We start from the raw sequence: 14,090 nt of genomic DNA, 5'->3' as shown, positions 1-14,090 counted from the left end.
CGCCCCGCCGGGCGGGCGCCCGACCGGTCAGAACCGGCAGCGCTCGGGAGCGAGACTGGTGTCGCTGCCCCGCAGGACGACCGTGACCGCACGGCTCTCCGCCGTCGCGTGGGCCGCGGTGCACACCAGCTGCTGCCGGGCCACGGCGGAGAAGTCGCGTACGGGGCGGGTCAGCGTGACCCGTACGGTGGTGTCGTCCACGTTGATCGCCACTCCGCCGTAGTAGTTGGGCACGTCGGAGGTCAGCCCCGCGTCCCGGTCGGCGTCCGTGGGGCCGTCGAGGAGCATCAGGACCGCCGCGCCCGGGGTCTCCTTCTTGTCGGTGGCCCGGATGACGGGCAGCACTCCGTCCGGGCCCTTGAGGTAGACAGCCGCGCCGCCATGGGCGGCGTCCGGTGCCGTCTTCACGGTCGCCGGGTCGCCCACCTCCACGACCTCGGAGGGCCGCACCCCGCATCCGGCCGGCGCCAGCACGGCGGGCAGCAGCAGCGCGATCGCGCCGGTCCTCGACCGCCTCATGACACCGGCTCCGCGACGGGCGGCCGCAGCGGCAGCTCGACGGTGAACACCGCGCCGCCCGCAGGGTGGTTGGCGGCCCGGACCGTGCCGCCGTGCAGCCGTACGTTCTCCTGGGTGATCGCGAGGCCGAGGCCGCTGCCCACCGAGCGGGTACGGGCGGCGTCGGCCTTGAAGAACCGGTCGAAGATGTGCGGCAGGACGGCCGGGGCGATCCCGGGTCCGCCGTCGTGGACCTCGGTCACCACCCGTACGCCCTCCGGCCGGTCCTCGACGCGCAGGGTCACCCGGACCGGCGCGGCGCCGTGCCGCAGTGCGTTGCCGACGAGGTTGGCGACGACCACGTCGAAGCGCCGGGGGTCGACATTCGCCCGTATCCCGGTGGGCAGTTCGGCCGTGACCTGCTCTTCCCAGCGCCGGCGCTGGAGCGTCTTGGCGATGGTCTCGGCCACGTCCACCTCGTCGAGGTTGAGCTCGGCGGCCTTGGCGTCGAAGCGGGAGATCTCCATCAGGTCGTCGACGAGCGTGGCGAGCTTGCCGGTCTCGGCGGAGACGAGCCGCACGGCGGCGGCCGTGTCGGGGTCGAGCCGGTCGGCGTCCTCGTCGAGCACCTCCGTGACAGCGAGCATCCCGGCGAGCGGGGTGCGCAGCTCGTGCGAGACGTCGGCGGCGAACCGGCGGGCCCTGGCCTCGGCCTTCTGGAGCTCCTCGACGGACCGCTCCAGCTCCTTGGCCGACTCGTTGAACGTCCAGGCCAGATCGGCCAGTTCGTCCGATCCCTTCACCTCGATGCGGGTGTCGAGGCGGCCCTTGCCCATGCTGCTGGCGGCCCGGCGCAGATCGCGCACCGGCCGCAGCACGCTGCGCGCGGCGAGCAGCGCGGGCACCAGGGCGATGGCGAGCGCGGGCAGCGCGCCGTCACGGGCGGCGCTGACCATCGCCTGGATGTTGTCGTCCTCGGCGCTGAGCGGCATCACCACGTACATCGTGATCCCGCTGGGCTGCCCCGGCTGCTGCCCTTCCACGCCGACCATCACCGGCATGCCCACGGTCAGCCAGGGCTGGCCGTCCTTCACCACCCGCTGGAAGGTGCCGTGCGGATTGGCGTGGGCGCGGCGGCGCAGGTCTTCGGTGAGGATGCCGGACGTGGTCTGGCTGACGTTGGAGGCGCGCAGCGTGCCGTACTCGGCGTACACGAACCAGGGGCGCGGCTTGCCCTGGCGGCCCACGGTGAGGCTGAGTTCGCGCAGCGAGGTGCGGCTCATCGGCAGCTTGACCGTCTGGGCGGCGATCTGGTCGCGCAGCTGGGCGACCGCCGTGTCCTGGGCCTGCTGGAGGATGGCCGAGCGGGCCTCCTGGTAGATGAGGGTGGCGGTGGTGCCCGCGGCGATCACGGCGACCAGGAGGAAGGCACCCACGAGGCGGGCCCGCAGACCGAGCCGCCCGGCCCGCTTGAGCGCGCGTATCACCGCAGCGGACCGAAGCGGTAGCCGAAGCCGCGGACGGTCTGGATGTAGCGGGGGCTGCCCGGCACGTCCTCAATCTTGTGGCGCAGCCGCCGTACGCACGCGTCCACCAGCCGCGCGTCGGCGTGGTAGCTGTGCTCCCACACCGACTCCAGGAGCTGCTGGCGGCTGAAGACCTGCTCCGGCGAGGCCGCGAGGTGCAGCAGCAGCTTCAGCTCGGAGGGGGCGAGCGGCAGCCGCTCGCCCGACTTGGCGGCGGTGAGGCCGGCCCGGTCGAGGGCGAGTTCGCCGTGGAACTCCAGTCCGGGCCGGCCGCCGGGGTCGGTGAGGCGTCGCAGCACGGCCCGGATGCGGGCCTCGATGACGTCGGTGCGGGCAGGTTTGACGATGTAGTCGTCGGCGCCCGCCTCAAGCCCGACCACCACGTCGAAGTCGTCGCCGCGGGCGGTGAGCATGATGATCGGCAGCTGGCTGGTCTCGCGGATGCGGGTGCAGACCTGGACGCCGTTGATGCCGGGCAGCATCAGGTCCAGGAGGACGAGTTCGGGCTGGAAGGTCTTGAGCGCCGCGAGCCCCGCCTCGCCCGTCTCGGCCGCGCGCACCTCGTGACCGCGTCGGCGCAGACCGAGCTCGACCCCTTCCCGTACGGAGGGGTCGTCCTCTATGAGCAGCACGCGTGGCATGAGCGTCAGTATCCCAGCAGTCTCAGGGGTCTCGGATGTCGCAGGGGTATCACTTGTCACAGAGGTCTCGGAGGATGTGCGGGCGGTCGCGGGGCCGGTCAGCGTTTCCGGCCGCCCCGCAGTTTTCCGATCACGTCGTTGATCCCGTCGAGCCGCAGCGGCCGCGCGAGGAGCGCGACCGTCACGAGCAGCACGGCCGCTCCGGCCCCGGTCGCCGCGAAGTCGCCGAGCCCCTCGGCCGCGCGGGCCGCCGCGTACCCGAGCAGCGCGGCGGGTACACAGCCGAGGAGCAGCCGGCCGTGGACGGCGAGCGTGGGCGAGCGCAGCAGCCCGGCGCCGCCGCCGAGCCTGCGGTCGAGGGTGTACGCGGTGACCGCCCACCCGGCGAACAGGGCGAGCGAGTACGCCCCGGCCATCCCGGTGACCGCCCAGCGCGCGGGCAGCAGCACATAGGCGAGGGCGGACAGGCCCGCGTTGCACCCGGCGATCACCAGGTTGAGGACGAACGGGGTACGGGTGTCGCTCATCGCGTAGAACCCGCGCGAGAGCACGTACTGCCCGGAGAAGGCGATGAGCCCGGGCGCGAACGCCATCAGCATCCCCGCCATCACCGCCACGTCGGCCGGGGACGTCCTGCCGTACCCGAAGGCCGCGCCCATCAGCCAGGGCGCCAGCGCGAGCAGCGCGCAGGCGGCCGGGACTATCATCGCGGCGCTGGTGCGCAGCCCGTGGGAGAGGTCGCGCCGCACCGCCGCCGGGTCCTCGTCGGCGGCGGCCCGGCTCATCCGGGGCATCAGCGCGGTGAGTATCGAGACGGTGACGATGCCGTGCGGCACCACCCAGAGCATGTACGCGTTGGTGTACGCGGTGTAGCCCGCGCCGCCGGCGACGCCCTGGTCGTGGGCGCGCTGCCCGGCGGTGGTGGAGAGCCGGGTCACCACCCAGTACGCGAGCTGGTTGGTCAGGACGAGGAGCATCAGCCAGCCCGCCGAGCGCAGCGGGCGGGTGATGCCGGTGCCGCGCCAGTCGAACCGCGGCCGCCAGCGGAACCGGGCCGCGCTCAGCGCGGGGACCAGGGCGAGCGCCTGGACGGCGATCCCGGCGGTGGTGCCCCAGCCCAGGATCTTGGTGTCGGTGGCGCTCAGGGTGGCGCCGGAGGTCCCGGCGGTCGCCAGATAGAGGCCGAACACCGCTATCACGACGAGGTTGTTGAGGACCGGCGTCCACATCATCGCGCCGAACCGGTCGCGCGCGTTGAGGACCTGTCCGAAGAGCGTGAACAGGCCGTAGAAGAGGATCTGCGGCAGGCAGTAGCGGGCGAAGGCGACCGTGAGGTCCCGCTGGGAGCCGGTGTAGTCGGTGTAGAAGTCGACGATCTGCGGTGCGGCGAACACCGCGAGGGCCGTCATGGCCACCAGGGCGGCGGTGCACGCGGTGAGCAGCCGGTCGGTGTAGGCGGCGCCGCCGTCGGTGTGCTCCTTGGCGGCGCGGACCAGCTCGGGTACGAAGACCGCGCTGAGCGTGCCGCCTATGAGCAGGGTGTAGAGGATGTTGGGGATGTTGTTGGCGACGGCGAAACCGTCGCCGACGAGCTGGACGCCGAGCGCGGCGGCCACGACCGCCGACCGCACGAAGCCGGTGGCCCGCGAGACGATCGACCCGGCGGCCATCACCGCGCCGCTGCGCGCCAGGGACGCCTTGGCCGCGTGGCGGGGCCCGGCGTGGACGGGGGCGGTCACCGGCGCGCCAGATAGGCCTGGAAGGCGCGGTAGAGCGCGTGGTTGGCGGTGCCGCTCATCGGTGTCTCCCACTCCCCCAGGGTCTCGACCACCTGCCCGCCGGTGCCGAGTTTCCAGCGCAGCAGACCGAACGGGCGATCTTGTGGATCAAGGGTGGAGGGTACCCCGCGCATGTCGTAGACGTCGGCGCCGAGCGCGTGGGCGTCGAGCATCATCTGCCACTGCAGGGCGTTGCTGGGGCGCACCTCGCGGCGGTGGTCGGCGGAGGCGCCGGTCTGGTACCAGACCCGCCGGCCGGCCGTGATCATGGTGTGGGCGGCCAGCACCTCGCCGCCGTGGACGGCGAGGTAGAGGCGCATCCGGCCCGGCTGCTCGGCGTTGAGCACCGCGTACTGGCGCTCGTAGTACGCCAGGGACCGGCCGAGCCGGAAGCCGTCGCGCTCCTCGGTGATCCGCAGCAGCCGGTAGAACTCGGGCAGGTCGGCCGCGCCCGCGGTGACGACCTCGACGCCCGCCTTCTTGGCGGTGCGCACATTGCGGCGCCACTCCTGGTTGAGCCCGGACCACAGCTGGTCGGGGGTCCGTCCGGCCAGCGGCACCTGGAAGACATGGCGCGGCTGGGCGTCGGCGTCGCCGTCGTCGCCGCCGCAGCGCCGCCAGCCGCGCGCCCGCAGCCGCTCGGCGACGGCCGAGCCGAGCGGGTCCACCTCGGTGGCGAGCACATCGCCGACCTTGCGGCCCGGCCCGGTCGCGGACTTCAGCAGGGCGGCGTCCCAGCGCCGGTAGGCGGGCGAGGGTCCGATGCGTACGGCGAAGGCGCCCGCCCGGCGCAGATGGCGCAGCAACGGCCCCAGCCAGCGGTCGATTTCGGGGTCGGCCCAGTCCGCGACCGGCCCCTCGGGGAGGTAGGCGAAGTATTTCCGGGTACCCGGGAATTGCCGGTAGAGCACGAGGGCCGCACCCTTCAATTCACCCGTGTCAAGGTGCCAGCCGACCCTTTCCGCAGACCATTGGTCCTTCACCTCGGCCCACGAGGGGAGCTGCAGGAAACTCACGCCGGTGTGGCCCGCCAGATAGGACCGGTACTCGGCGACGGAGAGACCGCGCACCCGCAGATCCTGGTCGCGGTCGCCGGTCACGAGCAGTGCGGACACGTGGGTGACCTCCAAGTACGCCCCGCGTTCGGTGCCGCGGGGATGCACAGGATGCTCACAGCGGTCCATGACGGGGCCGCGCGGCGCATGTGACCGGACGGTGACAGTTCCTCTGCGGTCCTCGTCACAAAGGAAATCCCGAGATTCCCCGCGCTTTCCGCAACCTAGAGTCGAGTTACCGACTCTCTCCTATGGAGAAGATTGCTACGGAGGTTTTCCAGTTGAGCCGCATACGCCGCCACACCCCGCTCCGCCGCCGCCCGGTCCGTAACGCCGCGATCGCCGGCACCGCGGTCCTCGCCGCAGCTCTCACCGCCTGCTCCGGCGGCTCGGGCGGCTCCGGCGACGGCAAGGGGGGCGCCGATCTCGCGGGCGCCAAGAAGGCCCAGATCTCGGTGAGCCTGACGGGGCAGCAGGCGAAGGCGGGCGAGCCGGTGAAGGTCACGCTGGCCTCCGGGAAGCTCCAGCAGGTCACGGTCACCGACGCCAAGGGCGGGAAGCTGGCGGGGAAGATAGCCGCCGACGGCAGGACCTGGACCTCGGACCGGGTGGCCGCACCCGGCAGTACGTACGCGATCGAGGCCAAGGACGACAAGGGCTCCACCGCCAAGGCCGGCTTCGCGACCGTCGCCGCCGACAAGGTGAACAAGCTGTCCCTCGCACCCGGCAAGGACACCACGGTCGGCGTCGCCCAGCCGCTGTCGATCGTCTTCGACCACCCGGTGAAGAACAAGGCGGCGGTGGAGAAGCAGCTCAAGGTGACCACCTCGGACAACACCGTGGGGGCCTGGGGCTGGATGGAGGACTACTCGGGCAAGTCCCGGGCCGACTGGCGGCCCAAGGACTACTGGAAGGCCGGGACGAAGGTCACCCTCGAAGCGGACCTCAACGGCGTCGACTCGGGCGGCGGCTGGTTCGTCAAGGACTACAAGACCGGCTTCACGGTCGGCAAGAACCAGGTCATCAAGGTCGACCTCGACAACCACCGCCTCAAGCTGTACCGCGACGGCGGCCTGGTCAAGGACATCCCGATGTCGGCGGGTACACCCGGCGGCCAGAAGGCCTCCTGGCGCGGCAAGGCCGTCCTGATGGCGAAGGAGGGCACGATCAACATGAACTCCGAGACGGTCGGCCTGGGCGACGCCTACAACAAGATGGTCGACTACTCGATGCGCCTGACCTGGTCCGGGATGTACGCGCACGCCGCGCCCTGGAACGCCGCGTACTTCGGCAACACCAACCACAGCTCCGGCTGCATCGGCATGAGCGACGCCAACGCCAAGGAGGTGTACGGCATGGTGCAGATCGGCGACCCGTTCGAGATCACCGGCGACGACGCCAAGGGCACCCAGGCGCTCAACAACGGCTACGGCGAGTGGAACCTCAGCTGGGAGCAGTGGCAGAAGAAGAGCGCCCTGACCAGCGCTTCTACCGCAGGCACCTCAAGCGCCGCTGGTGCCGCGAGCAACTGACAACTCGTCCAATAATCGTTACCCACGCGTAACTTACCGACCGGTTACTTCCGGTAAGGCTCCCGGTTAGCGTCAGTTTAGTTTGCAACGACGCAACGGGGAGCTACTCATGGGACATCCGCGCAAGGCCACCGCCGCAGCCGTCACGGCGGCGGCCCTCTTCGCCGGCGCCGCCTTCGGCCTCGCCCCATCGGCCCAGGCCGCGCCGGTGAAGGCCGCGCCGGTGGCGGCCGCCACCGGTGTCTCCTTCCATGACATCCCGGGGTCGGACGGGATCACCCTCAAGGGCAACGTCTTCACACCCGCGGGGGCCAGGGCCGGTGAGCGCTACCCGCTGGTCGTCTTCCCGGCCAGCTGGGCCTCGCCGCAGATCGAATACATCGCCCAGGCCCAGAAGCTCGCCGACGCGGGCTACACCGTGGTCAGTTACACCTCCCGGGGCTTCTGGCTCTCCGGCGGCGAGATCGAGGTCGCGAGCCCGAAGGACAGCGCCGACGTCTCGGCCGTCATCGACTGGGCACTGGCCCACACTCCCGCCGACCCGGACCGCATCGGCCTGGGCGGCGTCTCCTACGGCGCGGGCATCAGCCTCCTCGCCGCCGCGCACGACAAGCGCGTCAAGGCCGTCGTCGCGATGAGCGGCTGGGCCGACCTCATCCAGTCGATCTACAGCGGCCGCACCCAGCACCGCCAGGCCGCCGCGATGCTGGGCGTCACCGGTGCCCTCACCGGCCGCCCCGGGCCCGAACTCCAGCAGACCCTCAAGGACTTCCTCGGCTCGAACCTGGCCAAGGAACAGGACATGATCGAGTGGGGCCGCAAGCGCTCGCCGATCACCTATCTGGACGACATCAACCGCAACGGCGCCGCCATCATGCTGGGCAACGCCTGGGGCGACACGCTCTTCCCGCCCAACCAGTACGCCGACTTCTACACCAAGCTGACCGGCCCCAAGCGCCTGGAGTTCCGCCCCGGCGACCACGCCACCGCCGAGGCCACCGGCCTCCTCGGCCTGCCCAACGACGTCTGGACGGACGCCCACCGCTGGTTCGACCACTACCTCAAGGGCGACGCCAACGGCATCGACAAGGAGCAGCCGGTCCAGCTCAAGTCCCGCACCGACGGGTCCTACGAGGGCTATCCGAGCTGGCAGGCGGTCGGGGCGGCCAAGGAGAAGCTGCCGCTGGGCGGCTCGAAGCGGATCTTCGCCAACGTCGACTCGGGCGCCGACGGCGGCATCCTGTTCCTGTCGAACATCCTGGACCAGTTCACCAAGCTCCCGCCGATGGCCTCGATCCCGCTGCTGCCGCGCGCGTTCGCGGCGGTCTGGCAGTCGGAGCGGTACGACACGCCGCACCGCATCCGGGGCACGGCCGCGCTGCACACCACCGTCACTCCCACCAAGGAGAGCGGCACCCTCGTCGCATACCTGTACGACGTGGGCCCGCTCGGCCTCGGCAAGCTGGTCAGCAACGCCCCCTACACCTTCCACGGCCGAACGCCCGGCCGCCCGTTCGCCGTCGACCTGGAGCTGTTCTCCACGTCGTACGACGTACCGGCCGGCCACCGTCTGGCACTGGTGGTGGACACCGTCGACCCGCTCTACATCGAGCACAACCCGACCGGCGCGCAGCTGACCTTCTCCTCACCCGCGTCAGACCCGTCGTATCTGACGGTCCCTCTCCGCGAGGAGTGATCACCGGCTGCTGCCGGGTGGGCCTTGCCCCCTTGCTACTGCGCACCTGGCAGCAGCGTCCCTGGTTCGGCCGGGGCGACTTCCACGGCCTCCGTCTTGGGATTGCGCTTCTGTCTCCTGGCCATCCAGGTGGCGAACCAGGAGAGCAGCATGCACATCCCGATGTAGATCGGCGAGATCACCATCACCACGGGGATGAACGGCAAATCGTAGTCGAGATTCGAGGCGATGAGCTTCCCCGCGTGCAGGAACTCCTCATAGGTGATCAGATAGCCGAGCGAAGTGTCCTTCAGCGCGACCACCAGCTGGCTGATGATGGTCGGCAGCATCGCCCGGATCCCCTGGGGGACCAGCACGTACGTCATGACCTGCGTCTTGCGCATCCCGAGCGAGAATGCCGCCTCCTTCTGGCCGCGTTCCACGGAGTTGACGCCGGAGCGGAACACCTCGGCGAGCACCGAGCCGTTGTAGAGCGTCAGTCCGGCCACCAGCGCCGGCAACGGCTGCACCTTCAGCGCCACGAAGATGAAGAAGATCATGACCAGGACGGGCATGGCGCGGAAGAACTCGACCAGCAGGGTGGCGAGCCAGCGGACCGCCCGGTGGTCGGAGAGCCGCCCGGTCGCCAGGACCGCGCCGAGCACCAGCGAGAACAGTGCCGCGAACCCGAACGCCTTGAGCGTGTTGCCGAGCCCGCGCAGCAGCAGCCGCTGGATCCCCTTGTACTCGAAGGGCGTCCACTTGGTGGAGGTGAACTGGTCGGTGTCGAACAGGAGATAGAGGATCCAGCCGAGCAGGGCGAGGATCAGGGCCGTCGAGACGACCCCGTAAAGCAGGTGCCGCTGCCGGGTCTTCGGGCCGGGGATGTCGTAGAGGGCGGTGGCTTCTCTGGACAGCTGTGCGGTCATCGGGCGACTCCCCAGTACTTCTCCAGGAGGTTGAAGACGGCACTGATGGTGAGCGTGATGATCAGATAGCCGACGGCGATCCAGATGAACGTCCAGATGATGTCGTAGCCGAGCTCGCTGAGCGTCTTGTACGTGCCGAGCAGCTCGATGACGCTGAAGGCGCCCGCGATGGCGGAGTTCTTGGCGAGCGCGATGAGCGTGGAGCCGACCGGCGGGATGACCGAGCGGAAGGCCTGCGGCAGGACCACCCCGGAGAGCGTCTGGCCGAAGGTCATCCCCAGGCTCCGGGCCGCCTCGCCCTGGCCGGTGGGCACGGTGTTGATGCCCGAGCGCAGTGCCTCGCAGATGAACGCCGAGGTGTAGCAGCCGAGCGCGATCACCGCGAACAGCTTGAAGGGGAGCACCAGACCGAAACGCGGCAGCCCGAGCAGCACCGCGAAGAAGAGCAGCGTGAGCGGGGTGTTGCGGAGCACGTTGACCCAGACGGTGCCGAGCGCCCGGAACGAGCCGACCGGCGAGACCCGGAAGGAGGCCATCAGGAAGCCGAGCACGAGCGCCACGGCCGAGGCGTAGACGGTGAGCTCGACGGTGCCGAGGAAGCCCTTGGCGTACAGCGAGAAGTTCTTGGTCAGTACGTCCATGCGGGGCCTCAGCTCGCCGGGTAGCGGTCGATGGGCGGGGCGGGCGCGGCCTTGCGTCCCGACAGGCCGAGCGTCGCGTTGTACGCCTTCTGCCAGTCGCCGTTCTTCTCGTGGGTCTCGATGGCGTTGTCGAGGGCGAAGCGCAGGGCGTTGTCGCTGCGCGGCACACCGACGCCGTACGGCTCCTTCGAGAAGGGCTTGCCGACCACCTTCAGCTCGTCGGGCACCTTGGCCGCGTACCCGCTGAGGATGGTGTCGTCGGTGGTGACGGCGGCGACCTGGAAGGTGAGCAGGTTGTCCACACAGACGGAGTACGTGTCGTACGCGACGAGGTCGGCCTTCGGGTAGTCCTTCTGGATGCGCTGGTACGGGGTGGAGCCCGCGGCCGAGCAGACGCGCTTGCCGCTGAGGTCCTGCGGCCCGTTGATGTCGTCCTCGTCGGTGCGCACGAGCAGGCCCTGGCCGGCCATGTAGTACGGCCCGGCGAAGCCGACGAGCTTCTTGCGGTTGTCGTTGATGGTGTAGGTGCCGACGTAGTAGTCGACCTGGCCGTTCTGAAGGGCGGTCTCGCGGTTGGCGGAGGCGATGGTCTTGAAGGCGATCGTCTTGGGGTCGAAGCCGATCGAGGCGGACATCATCTTGGCGATCTCGATGTCGAAGCCCGAGTAGACGCCGGTGGCCGGGTCCTTCTCACCCATGTACGGCTGGTCCTCCTTGGCGCCGACCACCAGGTGACCGCGGTTCTTCGCCCGCCGCCACACCGCGGAGTCCGGCAGCGAGAAGCCCGTCATGACCTGGTAGTGGGGCAGTTGGTCGGACTGGGGCCCCTTGACCGGCGGGCTGCCCGACTTGCCGCACCCGGCGGCGGCCAGGACCAGTGCAAGGGCGGCCAACGCGCGTCGCGTACGCCTCATGGTTGCGTCCACTCCCCGTTCAGTGCTTGAGGATCTTGGAGAGGAAGTCCTTGGCCCGGTCGCTGTGCGGGTTGGTGAAGAACTCGTCGGGGGTGCGGTCCTCGACGATCTTTCCGTCGGCCATGAAGACGACGCGGTTGGCGGCGGAGCGGGCGAAGCCCATCTCATGGGTGACGACGACCATCGTCATGCCGTCGCGCGCCAGCTGCTGCATGACTTCGAGCACCTCGTTGATCATCTCCGGGTCGAGCGCGGAGGTGGGCTCGTCGAAGAGCATGACCTTGGGGCTCATGGCGAGCGCGCGGGCGATGGCGACGCGCTGCTGCTGGCCGCCGGAGAGCTGCGCGGGCAGCTTGTCGGCCTGGGAGGCGAGCCCGACCCGGTCGAGGAGTTCGTGCGAGCGCTGGTCGGCCTCCTCCTTCTTGCGGCCCCGGACCTTGATCTGGGCGAGCGAGACATTGGCGAGGACGGTCCGATGGGCGAAGAGGTTGAAGGACTGGAAGACCATGCCGACTTCGGCGCGCAGCGCCGCGAGCCCCTTGCCCTCCTCGGGCAGTGGCCTGCCGTCGATGGAGATCGACCCCGACTCGATCGTCTCCAGGCGGTTCATCGTCCGGCAGAGCGTCGACTTGCCCGAGCCGGACGGGCCGATGACGACCACCACCTCGCCGCGTCCGACGGTGAGGTTGATGTCCTGGAGGACGTGCAACTTCCCGTAGTGCTTGTTGACGTCACGCAGCTCGATCAACGGATCGACGGCCATACACTGTCCTGCCCACTCATCGCGGTGTCGAGGTCAGCGCAAACTATCCAGCCCGGAAAGGGACTTCACCTCGACACGCACGAACAGGACATAAACCGTATTTTGGGTTACCGGTGAGTTGAGGCGCCGACGCGGGGGCTTCCGCGTGCGGAACGGCTCAGACCTCGGAGGCCTCCGCGTACACCTGCGAGAGCTCGGGCGTGCCGCTTTCCGCCCACTCGACCCCGGCGCCCACCACGTCGATCTCACGCCCCGAGGCGAGCCGCACCACCGGCTGCCCGCCCGGCCACACCTGCCAGGACGCGCCCTCGACCGTCCGTACGAGCACCGTCCCCAGATACAGACCCGCGTCGTTGCCCAGCCAGGGCAGCTCCTCCGGGTCGTCCCGCCAGTGCGGCGGCAGCTGGTCGAGCGCCGCCAACGACGCGGGACTGTCGTCGAGTTCGAGCCCCGCCTGCTGCGCCCTGACCCGGAGCAGCTCGCACTCCGCGAGGAGCTCGCCCACGCCCTCCGGATCGGTCTCCACCGCCTCGGCGAGCGCCGCCGTCCGCTGCGAGCCGTGCCGCTTGCGCCAGTTGTCCAGGATGTTCATGGCGGCAAGCGTCCCATTCGCACAGACCTGCGCACCACAGGGCACGCGGAGTGCGATTCTCAGATCTCCAGGTCGACGACGACCGGGGCGTGGTCGGAGGCGCCCTTGCCCTTGCGCTCCTCGCGGTCCACATAGCTGTCCTTGACGGCCTTGGCGAACGGCCCGTTGCCGTACACCAGGTCGATGCGCATGCCCCGGTTCTTGGGGAAGGACAGCTGGCGGTAGTCCCAGTACGTGTACGGCCGGTCGTACTTCAGGGGGCGGGGCACCACGTCGGACAGGCCCGCCTCGCGCAGCGCGGCGAGCGCGGCCCGCTCGGGCGGGGTGACATGGGTCTGACCCTCGAAGAACGCCACGTCGAAGACGTCCTCGTCGGTCGGGGCGACGTTGAAGTCACCGAGCACCGCGAACGGCCGCTCCCCCGCCGCGTCCTGGGCGACGGCCGCCTTCAGCGCCTCGAACCAGGCCAGCTTGTACGCGTAGTGACCGTGGCCGACCTCCCGGCCGTTCGGCACGTACACCGACCACAGGCGGACACCGCCGCAGGTCGCCGAGACCGCGCGGGGCTCCAGGGTGTCCTCGAAGCCGGGGTCGCCGGGCAGGCCGAGCACCACGTCGTCCAGGCCGACCCGGGAGACCAGCGCCACTCCGTTCCACCTCCCCGTCGCGTGGACCGCCGACTCGTAACCCAGCTCGCGGAGCTCGGCGGCGGGGAAGCCCTCCAGGGTGGTCTTGGTCTCCTGGATGCACAGCACATCCGTGCCGGTGCTCTCCAGCCAGGCCAGGAGACGGGGCAGCCGGGCGGTGATCGAGTTGACGTTCCAGGTCGCGATGCGCATGTCCGACAGCCTAACGGCGGGGTCTGACAGTCACCGCTGTCACAGGTCAGTCGAGTCCCCGGGGCTCAGCCGGGCGTGGTCGGCCCCGCCCAGATTGCCGAGGTGGGTGTCGTAGATCGGCCGGGCGAGGTCGGTCAGGAGCGCGTCGTGGATGTCGATGGCGCGGCGCGGCCCGACCTCCCGTACGTACTCGATCACCTCGGAGATCTTGCTCCAGGGCGCCTGCACCGGCAGCATCAGCGTGTCCACCGGGTGGTCCGGGACGGTGAGCGCGTCGCCGGGGTGGAAGAGCGAACCGTCCACCAGAAAGCCGATGTTGGTGATCCTCGGGAGGTCCGGGTGGATCACCGCGTGCAGCTCGCCGTGGACCTGGACGTCGAACCCGGCCGCGCTGAGGGCGTCGCCGTGCCCGACGGTGTGGACGCGGCCGGGGAAGGCCGCCGAGATCTTCTCCGCGACGCTGCGCAGGGTCCAGATCTCGGCCGCCGGGTTGGCCTCCAGAGCGGTCCGCAGCCGGTCCTCGGCGAAGTGGTCCGGGTGCTCGTGGGTGACGAGGACGGCGTCCGCGCCGAGCGCGGCGTCCGCCTCGCTGAAGGCGCCGGGGTCGATGACCAGCGTCCGGCCGTCCTTCTCCAGCCGGACGCACGCGTGGGTCTTCTTGGTCAGTTTCAGGCTCATGCCCCCATCCTGCTACGGCGGACGCCGTG

The 14,090-nt window shown here is 70.2% G+C and carries 14 protein-coding genes; 2 read left to right on the top strand and 12 right to left on the bottom strand.

Annotated elements, in window-relative coordinates; all coding sequences use genetic code 11:
- Nucleotides 1-27 precede the first annotated feature (27 nt).
- From ACZ499_RS07490 to ACZ499_RS07470, 5 genes are all read right to left on the bottom strand, one after another.
- Nucleotides 28-519: a GerMN domain-containing protein gene (locus ACZ499_RS07490; RefSeq protein WP_468673158.1), complete on the bottom strand. Its 492-nt coding sequence runs from the start codon at nt 517-519 to the stop codon at nt 28-30.
- Nucleotides 516-1,985 carry an ATP-binding protein gene (locus tag ACZ499_RS07485; protein ID WP_468673157.1) on the bottom strand — a complete coding sequence of 490 codons (1,470 nt, stop codon included), beginning with the start codon at nt 1,983-1,985 and terminating at the stop codon, nt 516-518. The genes ACZ499_RS07490 and ACZ499_RS07485 overlap by 4 nt, the downstream gene beginning before the upstream one ends.
- Entirely contained in the window at nt 1,982-2,665 is a 684-nt protein-coding gene (locus tag ACZ499_RS07480) for a response regulator (RefSeq protein WP_468673156.1), read from the bottom strand. Before ACZ499_RS07480 ends, ACZ499_RS07485 begins: the two co-directional genes overlap by 4 nt.
- Before the next feature lie 98 nt (nt 2,666-2,763).
- Entirely contained in the window at nt 2,764-4,404 is a 1,641-nt protein-coding gene (gene murJ / locus ACZ499_RS07475; RefSeq protein ID WP_468673155.1) for a murein biosynthesis integral membrane protein MurJ, read from the bottom strand.
- Nucleotides 4,401-5,558 (bottom strand): lipid II:glycine glycyltransferase FemX, encoded by a 1,158-nt coding sequence (locus ACZ499_RS07470; RefSeq protein ID WP_468673154.1) that lies wholly within the window; start codon nt 5,556-5,558, stop codon nt 4,401-4,403. The genes murJ and ACZ499_RS07470 overlap by 4 nt, the downstream gene beginning before the upstream one ends.
- Nucleotides 5,559-5,749: 191 nt before the next feature.
- Between ACZ499_RS07470 and ACZ499_RS07465 the strand changes: the two genes are divergently transcribed.
- The gene (locus ACZ499_RS07465) at nt 5,750-7,030 is read left to right on the top strand and encodes a L,D-transpeptidase (RefSeq protein WP_468673153.1); all 1,281 of its coding nucleotides are present in this window, start codon (nt 5,750-5,752) and stop codon (nt 7,028-7,030) included.
- A gap of 109 nt (nt 7,031-7,139) precedes the next feature.
- Nucleotides 7,140-8,726, top strand: coding sequence for an alpha/beta fold hydrolase (locus ACZ499_RS07460; RefSeq protein WP_468673152.1), 1,587 nt, complete (start codon nt 7,140-7,142; stop codon nt 8,724-8,726).
- A 35-nt stretch (nt 8,727-8,761) separates the two neighbouring features.
- Here the strand turns inward: ACZ499_RS07460 and ACZ499_RS07455 are convergent, their stop codons facing one another.
- The 7 genes from ACZ499_RS07455 to ACZ499_RS07425 form a co-directional block, all read right to left on the bottom strand.
- Nucleotides 8,762-9,634 (bottom strand): amino acid ABC transporter permease, encoded by an 873-nt coding sequence (locus tag ACZ499_RS07455; RefSeq protein ID WP_468673151.1) that lies wholly within the window; start codon nt 9,632-9,634, stop codon nt 8,762-8,764.
- The gene (locus ACZ499_RS07450) at nt 9,631-10,275 is read right to left on the bottom strand and encodes an amino acid ABC transporter permease (RefSeq protein WP_385539475.1); all 645 of its coding nucleotides are present in this window, start codon (nt 10,273-10,275) and stop codon (nt 9,631-9,633) included. Before ACZ499_RS07450 ends, ACZ499_RS07455 begins: the two co-directional genes overlap by 4 nt.
- 8 nt (nt 10,276-10,283) lie before the next feature.
- Nucleotides 10,284-11,189 carry a glutamate ABC transporter substrate-binding protein gene (locus ACZ499_RS07445; RefSeq protein ID WP_468673150.1) on the bottom strand — a complete coding sequence of 302 codons (906 nt, stop codon included), beginning with the start codon at nt 11,187-11,189 and terminating at the stop codon, nt 10,284-10,286.
- 19 nt (nt 11,190-11,208) lie between these two features.
- Nucleotides 11,209-11,952 carry an amino acid ABC transporter ATP-binding protein gene (locus ACZ499_RS07440; RefSeq protein ID WP_468407489.1) on the bottom strand — a complete coding sequence of 248 codons (744 nt, stop codon included), beginning with the start codon at nt 11,950-11,952 and terminating at the stop codon, nt 11,209-11,211.
- Between the two features lie 157 nt (nt 11,953-12,109).
- The gene (locus tag ACZ499_RS07435) at nt 12,110-12,544 is read right to left on the bottom strand and encodes a DUF6278 family protein (RefSeq protein WP_385539470.1); all 435 of its coding nucleotides are present in this window, start codon (nt 12,542-12,544) and stop codon (nt 12,110-12,112) included.
- A gap of 59 nt (nt 12,545-12,603) precedes the next feature.
- Entirely contained in the window at nt 12,604-13,383 is a 780-nt protein-coding gene (locus ACZ499_RS07430; protein WP_385539468.1) for an exodeoxyribonuclease III, read from the bottom strand.
- A gap of 39 nt (nt 13,384-13,422) precedes the next feature.
- Nucleotides 13,423-14,061 (bottom strand): MBL fold metallo-hydrolase, encoded by a 639-nt coding sequence (locus ACZ499_RS07425; protein WP_468407493.1) that lies wholly within the window; start codon nt 14,059-14,061, stop codon nt 13,423-13,425.
- Nucleotides 14,062-14,090: the final 29 nt, after the last annotated feature.

The sequence above is a fragment of the Streptomyces sp. NPDC031265 genome (assembly GCF_055570295.1).
Note: the sequence above shows the minus strand (reverse complement) of the source record. Positions and strands in the feature narration are given on the sequence as shown.